Annotated in this window: 11 protein-coding genes and 1 pseudogene; 6 read left to right on the plus strand and 6 right to left on the minus strand. The window is 74.3% G+C overall.

The genetic code is table 11. From position 1 onward, the window contains the following. Positions 1-144: 144 nt before the first annotated feature. Together ACQP17_RS21970 and ACQP17_RS21975 are read right to left on the minus strand one after the other, a co-directional pair. On the minus strand, positions 145-1170 hold the full coding sequence (locus ACQP17_RS21970) for a hypothetical protein (protein WP_433857802.1): 1026 nt from the start codon (positions 1168-1170) through the stop codon (positions 145-147). 155 nt (positions 1171-1325) lie between these two features. Further along, a complete protein-coding gene (locus ACQP17_RS21975; RefSeq protein WP_364874608.1) occupies positions 1326-1784 on the minus strand; it encodes a hypothetical protein in 459 nt (152 codons plus the stop codon). Between the two features lie 121 nt (positions 1785-1905). Between ACQP17_RS21975 and ACQP17_RS21980 the strand changes: the two genes are divergently transcribed. The 3 genes from ACQP17_RS21980 (at position 1906) to ACQP17_RS21990 (ending at position 7536) form a co-directional block, all read left to right on the plus strand. Then, on the plus strand, positions 1906-3768 hold the full coding sequence (locus ACQP17_RS21980) for a protein kinase domain-containing protein (protein WP_433857803.1): 1863 nt from the start codon (positions 1906-1908) through the stop codon (positions 3766-3768). A gap of 129 nt (positions 3769-3897) precedes the next feature. Further along, positions 3898-5652, plus strand: a complete 1755-nt coding sequence (locus ACQP17_RS21985; protein ID WP_433857805.1) for a succinic semialdehyde dehydrogenase — start codon at positions 3898-3900, stop codon at positions 5650-5652. A 60-nt stretch (positions 5653-5712) separates the two neighbouring features. Then, positions 5713-7536 carry a GMC family oxidoreductase N-terminal domain-containing protein gene (locus tag ACQP17_RS21990; RefSeq protein ID WP_433857806.1) on the plus strand — a complete coding sequence of 608 codons (1824 nt, stop codon included), beginning with the start codon at positions 5713-5715 and terminating at the stop codon, positions 7534-7536. Positions 7537-8380: 844 nt separating this feature from the next. On the opposite strand, the gene ACQP17_RS21995 is transcribed toward ACQP17_RS21990, so the two are convergent. Continuing rightward, positions 8381-8686 carry a chorismate mutase gene (locus ACQP17_RS21995; RefSeq protein WP_364874615.1) on the minus strand — a complete coding sequence of 102 codons (306 nt, stop codon included), beginning with the start codon at positions 8684-8686 and terminating at the stop codon, positions 8381-8383. Positions 8687-8928: 242 nt separating this feature from the next. Between ACQP17_RS21995 and guaA the strand changes: the two genes are divergently transcribed. Further along, positions 8929-10515, plus strand: a complete 1587-nt coding sequence (guaA, locus tag ACQP17_RS22000; protein WP_364874617.1) for a glutamine-hydrolyzing GMP synthase — start codon at positions 8929-8931, stop codon at positions 10513-10515. A gap of 122 nt (positions 10516-10637) precedes the next feature. Here guaA and ACQP17_RS22005 read toward each other — a convergent pair whose 3' ends face one another. Continuing rightward, positions 10638-11120, minus strand: a complete 483-nt coding sequence (locus ACQP17_RS22005; RefSeq protein ID WP_433857807.1) for an SRPBCC family protein — start codon at positions 11118-11120, stop codon at positions 10638-10640. 109 nt (positions 11121-11229) lie between these two features. On the opposite strand from ACQP17_RS22005, the pseudogene ACQP17_RS22010 reads away from it, so the two are divergent. After that, a pseudogene (locus ACQP17_RS22010) lies at positions 11230-12051 on the plus strand (class II aldolase/adducin family protein); the annotation flags it as partial. 108 nt (positions 12052-12159) lie between these two features. Next, a complete protein-coding gene (locus ACQP17_RS22015; RefSeq protein WP_433857808.1) occupies positions 12160-12783 on the plus strand; it encodes a histidine phosphatase family protein in 624 nt (207 codons plus the stop codon). Positions 12784-12882: 99 nt separating this feature from the next. On the opposite strand, the gene ACQP17_RS22020 is transcribed toward ACQP17_RS22015, so the two are convergent. Next, a complete protein-coding gene (locus ACQP17_RS22020) occupies positions 12883-13641 on the minus strand; it encodes a DUF4239 domain-containing protein (protein WP_433857809.1) in 759 nt (252 codons plus the stop codon). A gap of 8 nt (positions 13642-13649) precedes the next feature. After that, a complete protein-coding gene (locus ACQP17_RS22025; RefSeq protein WP_433857811.1) occupies positions 13650-14363 on the minus strand; it encodes a hypothetical protein in 714 nt (237 codons plus the stop codon). Positions 14364-14463: the final 100 nt, after the last annotated feature.

Here is a 14463-nt window from a genome sequence, read left to right on the forward strand (position 1 = left end):
ATGACTCTGCCGGGGGTCGCTATCGCAGGGCTGCCGCCCCGCTAACGTCCGGCTAACACGGCCGTGAGCAGGGGAAAGAGACCGAGAGGGAGACGAAGGGGCGGGTGGGGCAGACCAGTTGGGGCGCGGCCTCGGGCGTGGCGGTCAGAGCCCGCCGCCGTTGCGCCCCGCGGCCGCCGCCCGCAGGCCCTCCGTGCGCGGCCCGCCGTACGGTCCGAAGCCGTGCCCGGTGGCCAGGACGACGACCGAGGTCATGGCGGCCAGGCCGTACGCCGTCGTCGCCATGGACAGGGCGCCCGTGGTCGTCTCGAAGGACTGGTGGAAGAAGTCCGTCACGGTCAGCCACACCACGGTGCGTACGGTCAGATACAGCTGCATCGCCGCGAAGACCAGCAGCGCGCCGCGGACCTCGTGCCGGCCGCGGACCGCCAGCACGCCCAGGACCAGCAGTACGAGTACCGACCCCAGGGTGGCGAACTCGGCGGACGCCGACAGGTCGAGGGTGCCCAGTACCGAGCCGTCGACCGCGCCGTGCAGATAGCGCAGCGCGTCCGCCTCGGCGGCCGTCAGGTCGGCCACCACCCAGCCGAGCCGGGCCAGCCCCATCAGCAGGAACAGCACTCCGCAGATCGCCGACGAGCGGTGCCAGCCGGCCTCCGGGGCCGGCCCGCGGCGGCCCGTTCGACGGTCCTCGCGCCACCGCTCGCTCGCCGGGAACATCACGCACAGCACGATCAGCGCCACCACCAGCCCCAGGCCGCGGGTGGCCAGTGCCCAGCTGCCCAGCGGGTCGTTGCTGTACTGGTGGCGGTAGGCGGCGTGGCACAGGCCCACGCCCTCCCGCAGCGAGGCGGCCAGCAGCAGGAAGCCCGAGAGCAGGGCGGCGGAGCGGGCCAGCCGGCGCTGCGCCAGCGCCAGCCCGGCGATCACCAGGAACGCGACGGTGAAGGCCCATTCGTACGGACCGAGCAGTTGCGGCGTGGCGGCGGAACCGGGGTTGAACAGGCTTTCGGCGAAGTCCCAGACGCTGCCGTCGCCTTGGGCGATGCCGCAGACCGTCCAGGCGAGCAGCGCGCCCGCGTAGAGGGCCAGGCACAGCCCCGTGAGGAGATAGGCGTCGCGGTGCTCAGGAGCGGCCCGGCCCGGGTCGGGGCCCGGACGGACATCCACCGTTCCTCCGTCCTGCCTCACCATGACCGACCCCCGCTCCGCCGCCCGCAGCGTCGCACCGGCCCTTCCCGGACGACAGCCTCACTGTGTCAAGGACGGCGGGAGAGCCGGTGGAGGTTCCACCCCGTGTGTCGGGTGGTTCCCGTTCCGCACGATCAGCGCACATGGCGGGCGGTGGCCGCGATGTAGTCCCGGATGCCCTGGCGGGTGGTGGCCCGCAGCGCGGTGAGCGCCTCGGCGTCCGGCGCCCAGTGCAGCTCGGTCACCGCCGCCATCACCCGCTCGCTGCGGTCGAGTATCTCCGCGTCGTCGGTCACCATCTGCGCCCGGAACATGGCCTCTTGGGCCGCGTAGCGGTTCTTGTACACCTCCTCGCGCAGTTCGGGGGTGTCCTCGGCGCAGCGGTCGCCCTCGTGCACCACGAACCAGCGGTGCACGAGGACCCGCCGGTAGTCCAGCAGCGCCCCCGCGTAGGCGCAGTACGCGTCGATCCGCTCCTGCCGCAGCCGTTCCGCGCGGGCGAACCGCTCGCTGCGGTCGGTCGCCCGGCTCTGGAAGAAATGGGTGATCCCGGAACCCAGCAGGGTGCCGACGACGGCCACCACGCTTGCCACAACTGCCTCCATGGGGGCAGTGGATCACGGCGGGCCGGGCCGGCGGCAGGGTGCGCGCACCGGGGCCGGTCCGATCGGCGCGAGCCCCGCCGGCCGGGAGGCGGTGCGGCAAGATGGGGCCATGGGGATCGTCGGTGGCGAGGGCAGACTGATCGGCGGCCGCTACCGGCTGGAGGTCCGGCTGGGCCGGGGCGGGATGGGGACCGTCTGGCGCGCCCACGACGAGCTGTTGAGCCGCCGGGTCGCCGTGAAGGAGCTGCACTTCGGCGCGGACGAGCCCGAGGCGCGGGTGCAGCGTGCGCGGGCGATGCGCGAGGCACGGACCGTCGCCCGGATCCGGCACCCCGGTGTGATCGTGGTGCACGACGTCGTCGAGCAGGACGGCCGGCCGTGGATCGTGATGGAGCTGGTCGAGGGGCCGTCGCTGGCCGGCCGGCTGCGGAGCGGGGGACCGGTCGCGCCCCGGGAGGCGGCCCGGATCGGCGTCGCGCTGCTGGGCGCGCTGCGGGCCGCGCACACCCGCGGGGTGCTGCACCGCGACCTCAAGCCCGCCAACGTCCTGATGGAGCCGGGCACCGGCCGCGTCGTGCTCACCGACTTCGGTGTCGCCCAGGTCTCCGGCGTGACGACGCTGACCGACGCCGGGGGCTTCGTCGGCTCGCCCGAGTACACCGCGCCGGAGCGGATGGCCGGCGGCGATACGGGTCCCGAGGCCGACCTCTGGTCGCTGGGGGTGCTGCTGTGCGCCGCGCTGAGCGGCGCCTCCCCCTTCCACCGCGACTCGCTGGGCGCCGTCCTGCGGGCCGTCGTGCACGAGGAGATCCAACTCCCCGAGGCCGCCCGCCCGTTACGCGCCGTCGTCGACGGCCTGCTGGAGCGCGACCCGCGGCGCCGGCTGGGCCTGGCCGAGACGGAGCGGCTGCTGCGCGGCTATCTGCGCTCCGGCCGCGCCCCCGAGCGCGGTGCGGGCGGCCGCGGCCAGGGCGTCGGCCGCGCCGCCGAGGCCGTGGCGGGCGCGGACGGACCGGCGGGACCGGGCGGGCGGGGCCCCGGCGGCCCGGACGACGCCGGGGCCGATGTCCATGCCGCCCTGGGCGACGGCTCCGACGGCGGGCCGCCCGGTGAACACCCGCCCAGCGAGGACCCGTTGGGAGCGGTGGCCCCGCCCGGCCGCGGTCCCGCCCCGGCCGGGGGCCGCGCGGGACGGGGCGGTGTGCGGGCGGGCGGCCGCGCCCCGGCCACCCCGATCCGGGCGGCGCTCGACGACCGGGCGCTGGCCGCGGCCGCCCGCCCGCACACCGGCCGCACCCGCACCGTCTTGCTGATCGCGCTGGCGGTGGTGGTGATCGGCGGCTCCGGCGCGGGTCTGGCCGTGCTGCTGACGCACCGCGGCGGGGCCGGCGACCGCACCGGCCGCTCCCCGCACACCGCCGGCCCGGCCCCGGCGCACAGCACCGCCGGCCCGGCCCCGGCGCACAGCACCGCCGGCCCGCAGCCCGCCGGCACGGTCACCGCGCCGCCGGCGCCCACCGGCACCCTCCCGGTCGGCTACCGGCTCGTCCGCGACCCGGCGGGCTTCGTGATCGCCGTACCGGCCGGCGCCACCCGCGCCGCCGCGCACGGCCGGATCTCCTACACCTCCCGGGGCGGACGCTTCGACCTCGGCGTCCGGCTGCGCGAGCGGCTGCCCCAGGGGCCGCTCGGCGCGCTGCGGGCGGCCGACGCGCGGGGCCCCGCCGACTACCCCGGATACCGCCGGGGCCGGGTCACCGGGACCACCCGCCGCGGCGCGCGGGCCGGGCGGTGGGAGTTCGTCCGGGACGGCGCCGCGTCCGACGGCGGCCCCCGGTACACCTGTGACCTCAGCTGGGACGAGGGCGGCCGGACGGTCGAGGTGTGGATCTCCGCCCCGCTGGGCGCGCGCGGCGAGGCCCGGCGGCACCTGCAGACCGCGCTCGACGCCTTCCGGCTGCCGGGGGCGTGAGCCCGGGCGCACGGTCGCCCCAGACCAGCGCCCATACGGCCAGCGGACACTGGCGTGATGGTGCGCATGCCGTGAAATCTCGTTACTGCCGGGTACACAAAGCGTCCGGGGAGGCATACGCTCGCCGACATGACGGACTCGCAGGACACCGGAACAGCTGCCTCCGCTCTCGGCTCCGCGCGAGCCGGAGAAGCCCCCCTCGCCTCCGCCGAGGCCCCCGACGAGGCTCCCGCCCCCGCGACCGCCGCCGGGGCCCCCGCGACCGCGACCGCGACGGCGACCGCGACGGCGCCGGCCGACGGCAACCCGGTCGCCCCCGCGCCGGCCGGTGCCCGTACCGCGGCCGAGGTGGTCACCCCCGAGATCGCCGCCCGGCTCACCCGCTGCGTGGTCAGCAGTGGCGGCCGAACCGCCAACCACACCCCGTTCACCGGCGAGAAGCTGGCCGACCTGCCCGAGTCGAGCCCCGAGGACGTCGCCACCGCCTTCGAGCGGGCCCGCGCGGCCCAGGAGCGCTGGGCCAAGGTCCCGCTCCGGCAGCGTGCCGCCGTCCTGCTCCGCTTCCACGACCTGGTGCTCCGCCGCCAGGCCGAGGTGCTCGACCTGATCCAGCTGGAGACCGGCAAGGCGCGGCTGCACGCCCACGAGGAGGTGCTGGCGGTCGCCGTCACCGCCCGCCACTACGGTCGCAAGGCCCCCGCCTACCTCCGCCCCAAGCGGCACACCGGCGTCGTCCCGACCCTCACCAAGGTCACCGAACTCCGCCAGCCCCGGGGCGTCATCGGGCAGATAGCCCCCTGGAACTACCCCTTCGAGCTGTCCGTCGGCGACGCCCTGCCGGCCTTCGTCGCGGGCAACGCCGTCGTCATGAAGCCCGACACGGAGACCGCGCTGACCGCGCTGTGGGCCCGTGAACAGCTCATCGAGGCCGGGCTGCCCGAAGACCTGTGGCAGGTCGTGATCGGCGAGGGCCCGGTCGTCGGCCCCGCCGTCGTCGCGCACGCCGACTACGTCTCCTTCACCGGCTCGACCCGCACCGGCCGCGAGGTCGCCCAGGGCGCCGCCGCCCGCCTGGTCGGCGTCAGCCTCGAACTCGGCGGCAAGAACGCCATGCTGGTGCTGGCGGACGCCGATGTGGAGAAGGCCGCCGCCGGCGCCGTCCGCGGCTGCTTCTCCTCCGCCGGCCAGCTGTGCATCTCCATCGAGCGGCTCTACGTCCACGAGTCCGTCGCCGACGACTTCCTCCAGCGGTTCGCCGCCCGCACCAGGGCGATGCGCCTGGGCAACTCCCTGGCCTACGGCGCCGAGATGGGCTCGCTGGTCGGCGAGCGCCAGCTGGAGACCGTCACCCGCCATGTCGAGGAGGCCGTCGCCAAGGGCGCCGAGCTGATCGCCGGCGGCCGCCCCCGCCCCGACATCGGCCCGCTCTTCTACGAGCCCACCATCCTCGACGGCGTACAGGCCCCGATGGCGGTCTGCGGCGAGGAGACCTTCGGACCGGTCGTCTCGGTCTACCGCTTCCGCGACGAGGACGAGGCGGTGGCGCTCGCCAACGCCACTCCCTACGGCCTGAATTCCAGCATCTGGACCAAGGACGGCCGCCGCGGCCGCGCCGTCGCCGCCCGGCTGCGCACCGGCACGGTCAACGTCAACGAGTCCTACGCCGCCGGCTACGGCAGCGTGCAGTCGCCGATGGGCGGCATGGGGGACTCGGGCCTGGGCCGTCGGCACGGCTCCGAGGGCATCCTCAAGTACACCGAGGGCCAGACCGTCGCCCAGCAGCGGCTGATGCCGATCGCGCCGTCCTTCGGGCTGACCGATGAGAAGTACACACAGCTGATGACCCGCAGCCTGCGCGCGATGAAGGCGTTCCGCCTGCGCTGAGGCCGCCCGTGGCAGGCCGGCCGGCCGCGCCGCACCGCCAGAAACCAGCAGGGAGAGCCAGTGCCACAGGAGAACTCTGCCCGCCCCCGGGACCCGGACGGCACCGGGGCGGACGGCTACGACTACGACGTGCTCGTCATCGGCTCCGGCTTCGGCGGCGCGGTCTCCGCCCTGCGCCTGACCGAGAAGGGCTACCGCGTCGGCGTCCTGGAAGCCGGCCGCCGCTTCACCCGGCAGACGCTGCCGAGGAACTCCTGGGACCTGCGCAACTACCTGTGGGCACCGGCGCTCGGCTGCTACGGCATCCAGCGCATCCACCTCCTGGGAAACGTCATGGTCCTGGCGGGCGCCGGCGTCGGCGGCGGCTCGCTCAACTACGCCAACACCCTCTACGTACCGCCCACCCCGTTCTTCGAGGACCCGCAGTGGAAGGACATCACCGACTGGCAGGAGGAGTTGACGCCGTACTACGACCAGGCGCAGCGGATGCTGGGCGTGCGGCTCAACCCGACGATGACGCCCTCCGACGTCCATCTGAAGGCGGCCGCCGAGGAAATGGGCGTCGGTGACTCCTTCCACATGGCGCCGGTCGGGGTGTTCTTCGGGGACGGTGAGGACGCGGACGGCGGCGCGCGGACGGCGCCGGGGGCGGAGGCGGCGGACCCGTACTTCGGCGGCGCCGGCCCCGCCCGCCGGGCCTGCACCGAATGCGGGGAGTGCATGACGGGCTGCCGGCACGGCGCCAAGAACACCCTCAACGAGAACTACCTCCACCTCGCCGAACGCGCCGGCGCGGTCATCCACCCGATGACCTCGGTCGTCTCGCTGACCGAGGACTCCCGCGGCGGATTCGCCGCCGGGACCCTCCCGACGGACCACAAGAAGCGGGGCGCGGGCCGTACGTTCACCGCCCGCCGCGTCGTCCTCGCGGCCGGCACCTACGGCACCCAGACCCTGCTGCACCGGATGAAGGACTGCGGTCTGCTCCCGCACGTCTCCGGCCGGCTCGGCGCGCTGACCCGCACCAACTCCGAGGCCCTGGTGGGCGCGCAGACCGACGACCGCCGCTACCGCAAGCGGCACGGCGCGAAGGCCGACTTCACCCGGGGCGTGGCGATCACCTCGTCGATCCACCCGGACGCCGACACCCACATCGAACCGGTCCGCTACGGCCGGGGCTCCAACGCGATGGGCGGGCTGACCATCCTCCAGGTGCCCTTCCGCCCCGCCGGACGGGTCGCGGGCTGGCTGGCGAACGTGGCCCGCCACCCGCTGCTGGCCCTGCGGTCGCTGTCCAACCGCCGCTGGTCGGAGCGGACCATCATCGGGCTGGTCATGCAGTCCCTGGACAACTCGCTGACGACGTACCGCAAGCCGACGGGCCCGGGCAAGGGCCTGCTCACCGCGCGGCAGGGCCACGGCGCGCCCAACCCCCAGCAGATCGCCGCGGCCACCGAGGCCGCCACCCTGCTCGCCCAGGAGATCAACGGCTTCGCGGGAAGCAACGTCGGCGAGCTGATGGGGACCCCGCTGACCGCGCACTTCCTGGGCGGCTGCCCGATCGGCGCGGACGCCGGCCGGGGCGTCATCGACCCCTACCACCGTCTCTACGGCCACCCGGGCATCTCGGTCGTCGACGGCGCCGCGGTCTCCGCCAACCTGGGCGTCAACCCGTCGCTGACCATCACCGCGCAGGCCGAGCGGGCGATGTCGCTGTGGCCCAACAAGGGCGAGCCGGACCCGCGCCCCGCGCCGGGCGAGGACTACCGGCGGCTGACGCCCGTCGAGCCGCTCCGTCCCGCCGTCCCCGCGGAGGCGTTCGGCGCCCTGCGCCTGCCGTTCCTGGCCGTCCCGCCGGTCCCCCCGAAGAAGTCCGCCGACTAGGCACGGGAGCGCTCCGCCGCGGGCGGGCAGCTGCCGCACTGGCCGAAAAAGGGCTGTTTGTTTCCCCGGGAGTGGCCCTTGGCGCCGGGCGTGCGTCGTGAAACCCGTCACATCCGCGGCGGCCGCCCCACCGCTCCGCACGGGGCGGGGCACGGCGCACCGGTCCGGTGCCACCCGTGCGCCGGGCGTGCGCCGCACAGAGCGAAGGGCCCCGGAACGCCGTCCGCGAGGGGGGTGCGGACGGCCACGGGGCCCTTGGCTTCCGGTGCCGGCGTCAGGGCGGCGCCGGTACCGAGGGCGGCGCCGGGGGGGGGGATGGCGCCGCTGGCTCTCGGGGTGTGCTCGATGGTGCGGACACCGCGCCGACCGGACCCGTGGCGGTGCCGAAGGCCCTGGCGGACTGCGGTGGGTGGTGCGTCATGCATCGTCCTGGATGCGCCTCACCTGGCGCAACCGTTTCGACCGGATGCGGTCGGTCCCGGGCGTCCCCAGGACCGACCACCCCATCGGATGTGACCGGGCTGCTGTCCCCTGCCGACCGGTCACTGCACCGGAGCGAGGTCCCACGACGCGGGCCGCGGCTGGCGGTCGGCGTCTCATCGCACCGGGGTTCCGCCCGTGGGGCGGCGTCTACGCGTAGTCCTGCAGGCCGCGCCTGGCTGGCGTGGCACCGGGAACAACGAAGCCTCGCGGCGGCCGGTCACGCGCCGTACGGGTGAGTCGGCAACCGAACTCAGATGCGGCAGCCGCGCCGGGGCGCGCCCGCTCCGCCGAGTGCTCCGGCGCCCGCCGCACACCGTCGCGAACCGGCCATGCCGCGGGCCCGGGCACCCTCGGGGGTGCCTCAGATCTGGCCGCGCGACAGCTCCAGCAGGGTCATCGCCAGCGCGGTGCCCGGCTTGCCGAGCTGGTCGCGGTAGTGGGCGAGGATCTCCATCTCGCGGGAGAGGTTCACCCGCCGCCCGCCGGAGGTGAGGCGCTCGCGCTGGATCACGGCGGAGACCGCCATCCGTTCCTGGACCAGGCCGATGATCCGGCCGTCGAGATCGTCGATCCGCTGCCGTGCGCCGGTGATGATCCCGTCGGCCTCCGGCGTGCGGGCGCCGGTCTCGGCCGTGGCGGGGGCGGTGGTGGTGGTCGCGTTGCTCATGTCCGTCTCCTGGGGAGTGTGGCCCGGAGCCGACGGTCCCGACAGACGCAGGCGCCCCGGACCTTTCGGCCCGGGGCGCCTGGGAAGTTGCTCGTCAGTTGATCAAGCAGCACGACCATGGCAGCCGGTTGGGCCGGTGCCATAGGTAAAGACGAAGGTCAGCTGCATGTTCATGGGGCCCAGTATGAGCCCGTTAGAATCGAAAGTCCAACCCTGCTCCACACCGCCGGAAGGCCGCCGAAGTGCCATCAGCGCCCCCTGCCGCTGCCCCGGACGTCGTCCTCGTAGTCGACTTCGGCGCACAGTACGCCCAGCTCATCGCCCGCCGGGTCCGTGAGGCCCGGGTCTACAGCGAGATCGTGCCGTCCACCATGCCGGTGGCCGAGATGCTCGCCAAGAACCCCAAGGCGATCATCCTGTCCGGAGGCCCCTCGTCGGTCTACGCCGAAGGTGCCCCCAGCCTGGACCGTGCGCTGTTCGAGGCCGGTGTCCCGGTCTTCGGCATGTGCTACGGCTTCCAGCTCATGGCCCTCACCCTCGGCGGCACCGTCGACAACACCGGTGCCCGCGAGTACGGCCGTACCCCGCTGACCGTCTCCCGTCCCGGGTCCACGCTGTTCGAGGGCACCCCCGCCGAGCAGCCGGTGTGGATGTCCCACGGCGACGCCTGCTCCGCCGCCCCCGAGGGCTTCACCGTCACCGCGTCCACGGACGTCGTGCCCGTCGCCGCCTTCGAGAACGACGAGAAGAAGCTCTACGGCGTCCAGTACCACCCCGAGGTCATGCACTCCACGCACGGCCAGCAGATCCTGGAGCACTTCCTCTACCGCGGCGCGGGCATCGAGCCGAGCTGGACCACCACCAGCGTGGTCGAGGAGCAGGTCGCCGCGATCCGCGCCCAGGTCGGCACCAAGCGCGCCATCTGCGGCCTGTCCGGCGGCGTGGACTCCTCGGTGGCCGCCGCCATCGTGCAGAAGGCCATCGGCGAGCAGCTGACCTGCGTCTACGTCGACCACGGCCTCCAGCGCAAGGGCGAGTCGGAGCAGGTCGAGAAGGACTTCGTGGCCGCCACCGGCGTCCAGCTCAAGGTCGTCGACGCCGAGGAGCGCTTCCTGACCGCGCTGGCCGGGGTCAGCGACCCCGAGCAGAAGCGGAAGATCATCGGGCGCGAGTTCATCCGCGTCTTCGAGCAGGCCCAGGCCGAGCTGGTCGCCGAGGCCGGCGCCGAGGGCGAGGAAGTCGCCTTCCTGGTCCAGGGCACGCTCTACCCGGACATCGTCGAGTCCGGCGGCGGCACGGGCACCGCCAACATCAAGTCGCACCACAACGTCGGCGGGCTCCCCGACGACATCGAGTTCCAGCTCGTCGAGCCGCTGCGCCAGCTGTTCAAGGACGAGGTCCGGATGGTCGGCTCGGAGCTCGGCCTGCCCGACGAGATCGTCCACCGCCAGCCGTTCCCCGGCCCCGGCCTCGGCATCCGCATCGTCGGCGAGGTCACCAAGGAGCGCCTGGACCTGCTGCGCGAGGCCGACGCCATCGCCCGCGAGGAGCTGACCGCGGCCGGTCTGGACCGCGAGATCTGGCAGTGCCCGGTGGTCCTGCTCGCCGACGTCCGCTCGGTCGGTGTCCAGGGCGACGGCCGGACGTACGGCCACCCGATCGTGCTGCGCCCGGTCTCCTCCGAGGACGCGATGACCGCGGACTGGACGCGGATGCCGTACGACGTGCTGGCCCGCATCTCCACCCGCATCACCAACGAGGTCGCCGACGTCAACCGCGTCGTCCTCGACGTCACCAGCAAGCCGCCGGGCACCATCGAGTGGGAGTGACCCCACTCGCCGTCTGACCCACGCCGCCGTCCGGGCCACCGGGCGGCGGCGTGGTGCGTTGCGGGCACGCCCCGGTGCCGGCCGGAGCCGGGCTCGACCGCTTCCCGGCTCCCGCGCCTGCCTCAGCCCTCCACGGCCGCGGCCAGGTGCTCCAGGGTCGTGGCCATCGCCGGGCCCATCCGCCGCGGGAAGCCCGGGAGTTCGACGACGATACGGGGGAGCCGGGCCCGCGACCAGTCGTAGGTGTGGGTGACCCGGGTCGTCCCCGCGCGCCCGGAGGTGGCCGTGCCGTCCCCGGGCGTCAGCGCGTAGCGCCAGCGCTGTCCGCCGACCAGCCGCCGGCCGCCGACCTCGCCCCAGGTCTCCCAGGCGAACAGCCGGTCCTCCTCGTACTCCACCACCACGTTCACCGACCGGTACGCGAGGCGCCCTTGCGCCATGCCCATGGTGAACCGGTCGCCGATACCCAGCGGTGACGGCCCCTGCGGGCTGCCGCGCAGCATGCCCGAGCCGTCCAGCTCGGTGTGCCGGGCCGGGTCCCGCAGGACGGCGAAGAGCTCCCCGGGTGTGGCGTGGATGTCCTTGCTGACCGATACAGCCCTCATCGTGTTCCCCTTCGCTGCCGATTCTGATGGGTTCATGATGCAGACCGATCGATCTGTGCCCGTCCCGGCCCTGGTGACCTGCGGTACCGAGAGGTAGCTTCCGCTTCGAGCATCAAGAGCCGTACGTGCCAGGAGGAGAGCCGCGATGCCCGAGCCGACGCCCGTCCCCACCGAACAGCTGCACTTCGCGATGCCGCCGACCCACGAGACCGTCGAGGACGAACGGCGCCACCGCAAGGAGCGCCTGGTCGCGGCGCTGCGCCTGTTCGGGCGCTTCGGCTTCGAGGAGGGCGTCGCGGGCCACATCACCGCCCGCGACCCGGAGTTCCCGCACTGCTTCTGGGTCAACCCCTTCGGGATGTCGTTCCGGCACATCACGGTCGGCGACCTGCTCCTGGTGAACGCGGAGGGCAAGGTCGTCGAGGGCCGCCACCACGTCAACCAGGCGGCGTTCGCCATCCACGCCCAGGTCCACCGGGCCCGCCCGGACGTCGTCGCCGCGGCCCACAGCCACTCCACGTACGGCCGCGCGCTGTCCGCCCTGGGCGAGCTGCTGGAGCCGATCACCCAGGACGTCTGCGCGTTCTACGAGGACCACGCGCTCTTCGACGACTACACGGGCGTGGTCGTGGACGAGGAGGAGGGACGGCGGATCGCGGCCGCGCTCGGCCCGCACAAGGCGGTGATCCTGCGCAACCACGGCCTGTTGACGGTCGGCGACTCGGTCGACGCGGCGGCCTGGTGGTTCCTCACCATGGAACGCTCCTGCCAGGTCCAGCTCACCGCCAAGGCGGCCGGCAAACCGGTCCTGATCGACCACCACAACGCCGTCCACACCCGCGAACAGCTGGGCAACGACCTGGTGGCCTGGATCAACTACCAGCCCCTCTACCAGCAGATCTCCCGCAGCGAGCCGGACCTCTTCGGATAGGTCCGGCGCCGCGACCGGACCTGTCTCCGCGAGACGCGGAGGGAACCGGCCGCCCGGGGGCGGCGTCCGGGGAGGCAGGAGAGCGCCACGGGCACGGAGGAGTTCGCGATGACCGGCACGGCCACCCGTTACCTCTATGTGGTCCGGCACGGCGAGGCGACACCGGACGAGAGCGGGCTGACGCGGGCCGGCCGGCGGCAGGCCGTCCTGCTCGGCCGACGTCTCCGGGACGTCCCCCTCACCGCCGTCCACCACGGTCCGCTGCCGCGGGCGGAGCAGACCGCACGCCTGATCGGTGCGCAGCTGACGGGCGTCCCGCTGCGCGTCGCGGAAGCCGCCGGTGACTACGTGCCCCACCTGCCGGATCGGGACGAACTTCCGGCCGATGCGGCGGACTTCTTCCTCCGCTTCCTCGACGGCGTCACGGACGAGGAGCGGACGCGCGGCGCCGTGCTGGCCCGCCGGGCGCTGGACCTGTTCACCGGGCCGGTGGACGGCGCACAGGACCGGCACGAGCTGGTCGTCACCCACAACTTCCTGGTCGCCTGGCTCGTCCGGGAGGCCATGCACGCTCCGAAGTGGCGCTGGCTCGGCCTCAACCACGGCAACGCGGCACTCAACGTCATCCGCTACGCCCCCGGCCGGCCGGCGTCCCTCCTCGTCTCCAACGACACGCGGCATCTGACCGACGCACTGCGGTGGACGGGCCTTCCCGCCGAGCTGCACCTCTGACGGAGGCCCGGGGCGCACGCTCCGCGCGCCGGGGATTCGTACGCCGGGCCCGCGGAACGGCTGTCCGCCGGGCGTTGCCGCCGTCCCGCGGGCCCGGGGTCAGGAGGGTGGCATCAGCTCGCGCAGGGGCGCCACGGTCGCGGAGATGCCGTGGCTGAACGGGGCGTCGAAGTCCCAGACGAGGAACAGCAGGAAGGCGATCAGGGCACTGAAGAGGCCGGCCATCAGCAACTCCCGTCCCGACCGCCGGATCTGGAGCGTGAACATCACGCCGATGGAGATGGCACCCCCGGCGATCAGCCCGAACCACACCACGCCCGGCAGCGTCGAGTCCGCCGCGTCCGAACGGGCCGCGCGGGCCCCGTCGGCCACCGCGACCTGGTCGACCAGCGGTTGGTAGGACTGCCCCTCGAAGTCGTTGCGCGGGTGGTAGTCGGTGACGTCCGCCCGGACCTTCGTCAGCAGCTCGCCGCCGTGCCGGGTCAACTCCCCCTGCCCGGCCATGACCGGCCACTCCTTGTGCACCACATACGTCGCATAGGCCCCGACATCCGCACGGATCTTGTCGCGCACCGGGGCGGGGTACGCCCGGGCCCGCGCCGAGACCTCGTGCAGCGCCTGGGCCTCGGTCCGCACGGTGTCCTCGGCCGCGCTTCTCGCCTCCCAGACACCGGCGATGGCCAGCCCCAGCACGATCGCGTACACCACCCCCACCATCATCGTCAGATACTCGATCACGTCCGGCGTCTCGGTGGGGTCGTCGTCCTCGGTGATCCGCCGCTCCTTGAGCACGGTGATGGTCAGGACGACGCCGCAGACCGCGGCCATGGCGATGGTCAGCACCAGCCATTGGGACATGGGATCTCCTACGAGGAACGGCGTCCGGCGGAACCGGACGAGGAGCTCGAACGGGGACGGAGGGCGGCCCCGGCCAGCACGGCCGGAGCGGTGAGCAGCAGGGTCGTGGTCACCATCGAGCGCCCGGCGTGCGGCTTGTGGGACACCGGCGCGTAACTGCGGGGCAGGACCGGCGGCGGGGACGGCCGGCGGGGCGGGGTGTGGACCGGCCGGGGAGCGGGCGGCGGCGGCACCGGGCGGGCACGGGGAGTGGGCCGCGGCGGCGGGGGCGGCGGAGGCGGCGGGGGAGGCGTCGGCCGGGCCCGGGGCGGCGGTGGGGGCGGCGGCGCCGGCCTGGGGGTGTGCGGACGAGGGGCCGGCGCGTGGGTGGGCGGGGCCGGCGGGGCGGTCCGGGTGCAGGGGAAGTGCCAGCCGCGCGGCATGGGAAAACCGGTCGGCACGTCCACCGGCGGGGCGGTTCCGGCGTAGGCGCAGTTGTCGCCGGTGACCGCGCGCCCGTACGCGGCGGGCGCGGCCGCCGCCGGCGCGGGGACGAGCAGCGCGGCGGTGCCGGCCAGCAGCAGACCGACGGCGGCGGCCGCCACCAGCCGGGGCGCCAGGCGCCCGACGGCGCGCAGGAGTTGCGGGGGACGGGGCGACCGCCGGCCGCCGGGGCGGCGCGGCGGTGTCCCCTGCTGGCGGGGTGGTCCGGGTGACCTGTGCGGTTCGGGTACGTGGCACACGGCGAGAGCTTGCGCAGCGCGCGGACGGCTCAGCCGTCGCACCACCCCGGTTCGCCCGAATGGGGGATCCGCCCGTAGTTCCCGCCGCGCGGACGGTCGG

Source organism: Streptomyces kronopolitis (genome assembly GCF_050953795.1).
In the GTDB taxonomy this organism is placed as follows: domain Bacteria; phylum Actinomycetota; class Actinomycetes; order Streptomycetales; family Streptomycetaceae; genus Streptomyces; species Streptomyces kronopolitis_A.

Coding starts and splice junctions, on each gene's coding strand:
- ACQP17_RS21980 (WP_433857803.1), top strand. CDS start 1,906: ATGGGGATCGTCGGTGGCGAGGGCAGACTGATCGGCGGCCGCTACCGG.
- ACQP17_RS21985 (WP_433857805.1), top strand. CDS start 3,898: ATGACGGACTCGCAGGACACCGGAACAGCTGCCTCCGCTCTCGGCTCC.
- ACQP17_RS21995 (WP_364874615.1), bottom strand. CDS start 8,686: ATGAGCAACGCGACCACCACCACCGCCCCCGCCACGGCCGAGACCGGC.
- ACQP17_RS22005 (WP_433857807.1), bottom strand. CDS start 11,120: ATGAGGGCTGTATCGGTCAGCAAGGACATCCACGCCACACCCGGGGAG.
- ACQP17_RS22015 (WP_433857808.1), top strand. CDS start 12,160: ATGACCGGCACGGCCACCCGTTACCTCTATGTGGTCCGGCACGGCGAG.
- ACQP17_RS22020 (WP_433857809.1), bottom strand. CDS start 13,641: ATGTCCCAATGGCTGGTGCTGACCATCGCCATGGCCGCGGTCTGCGGC.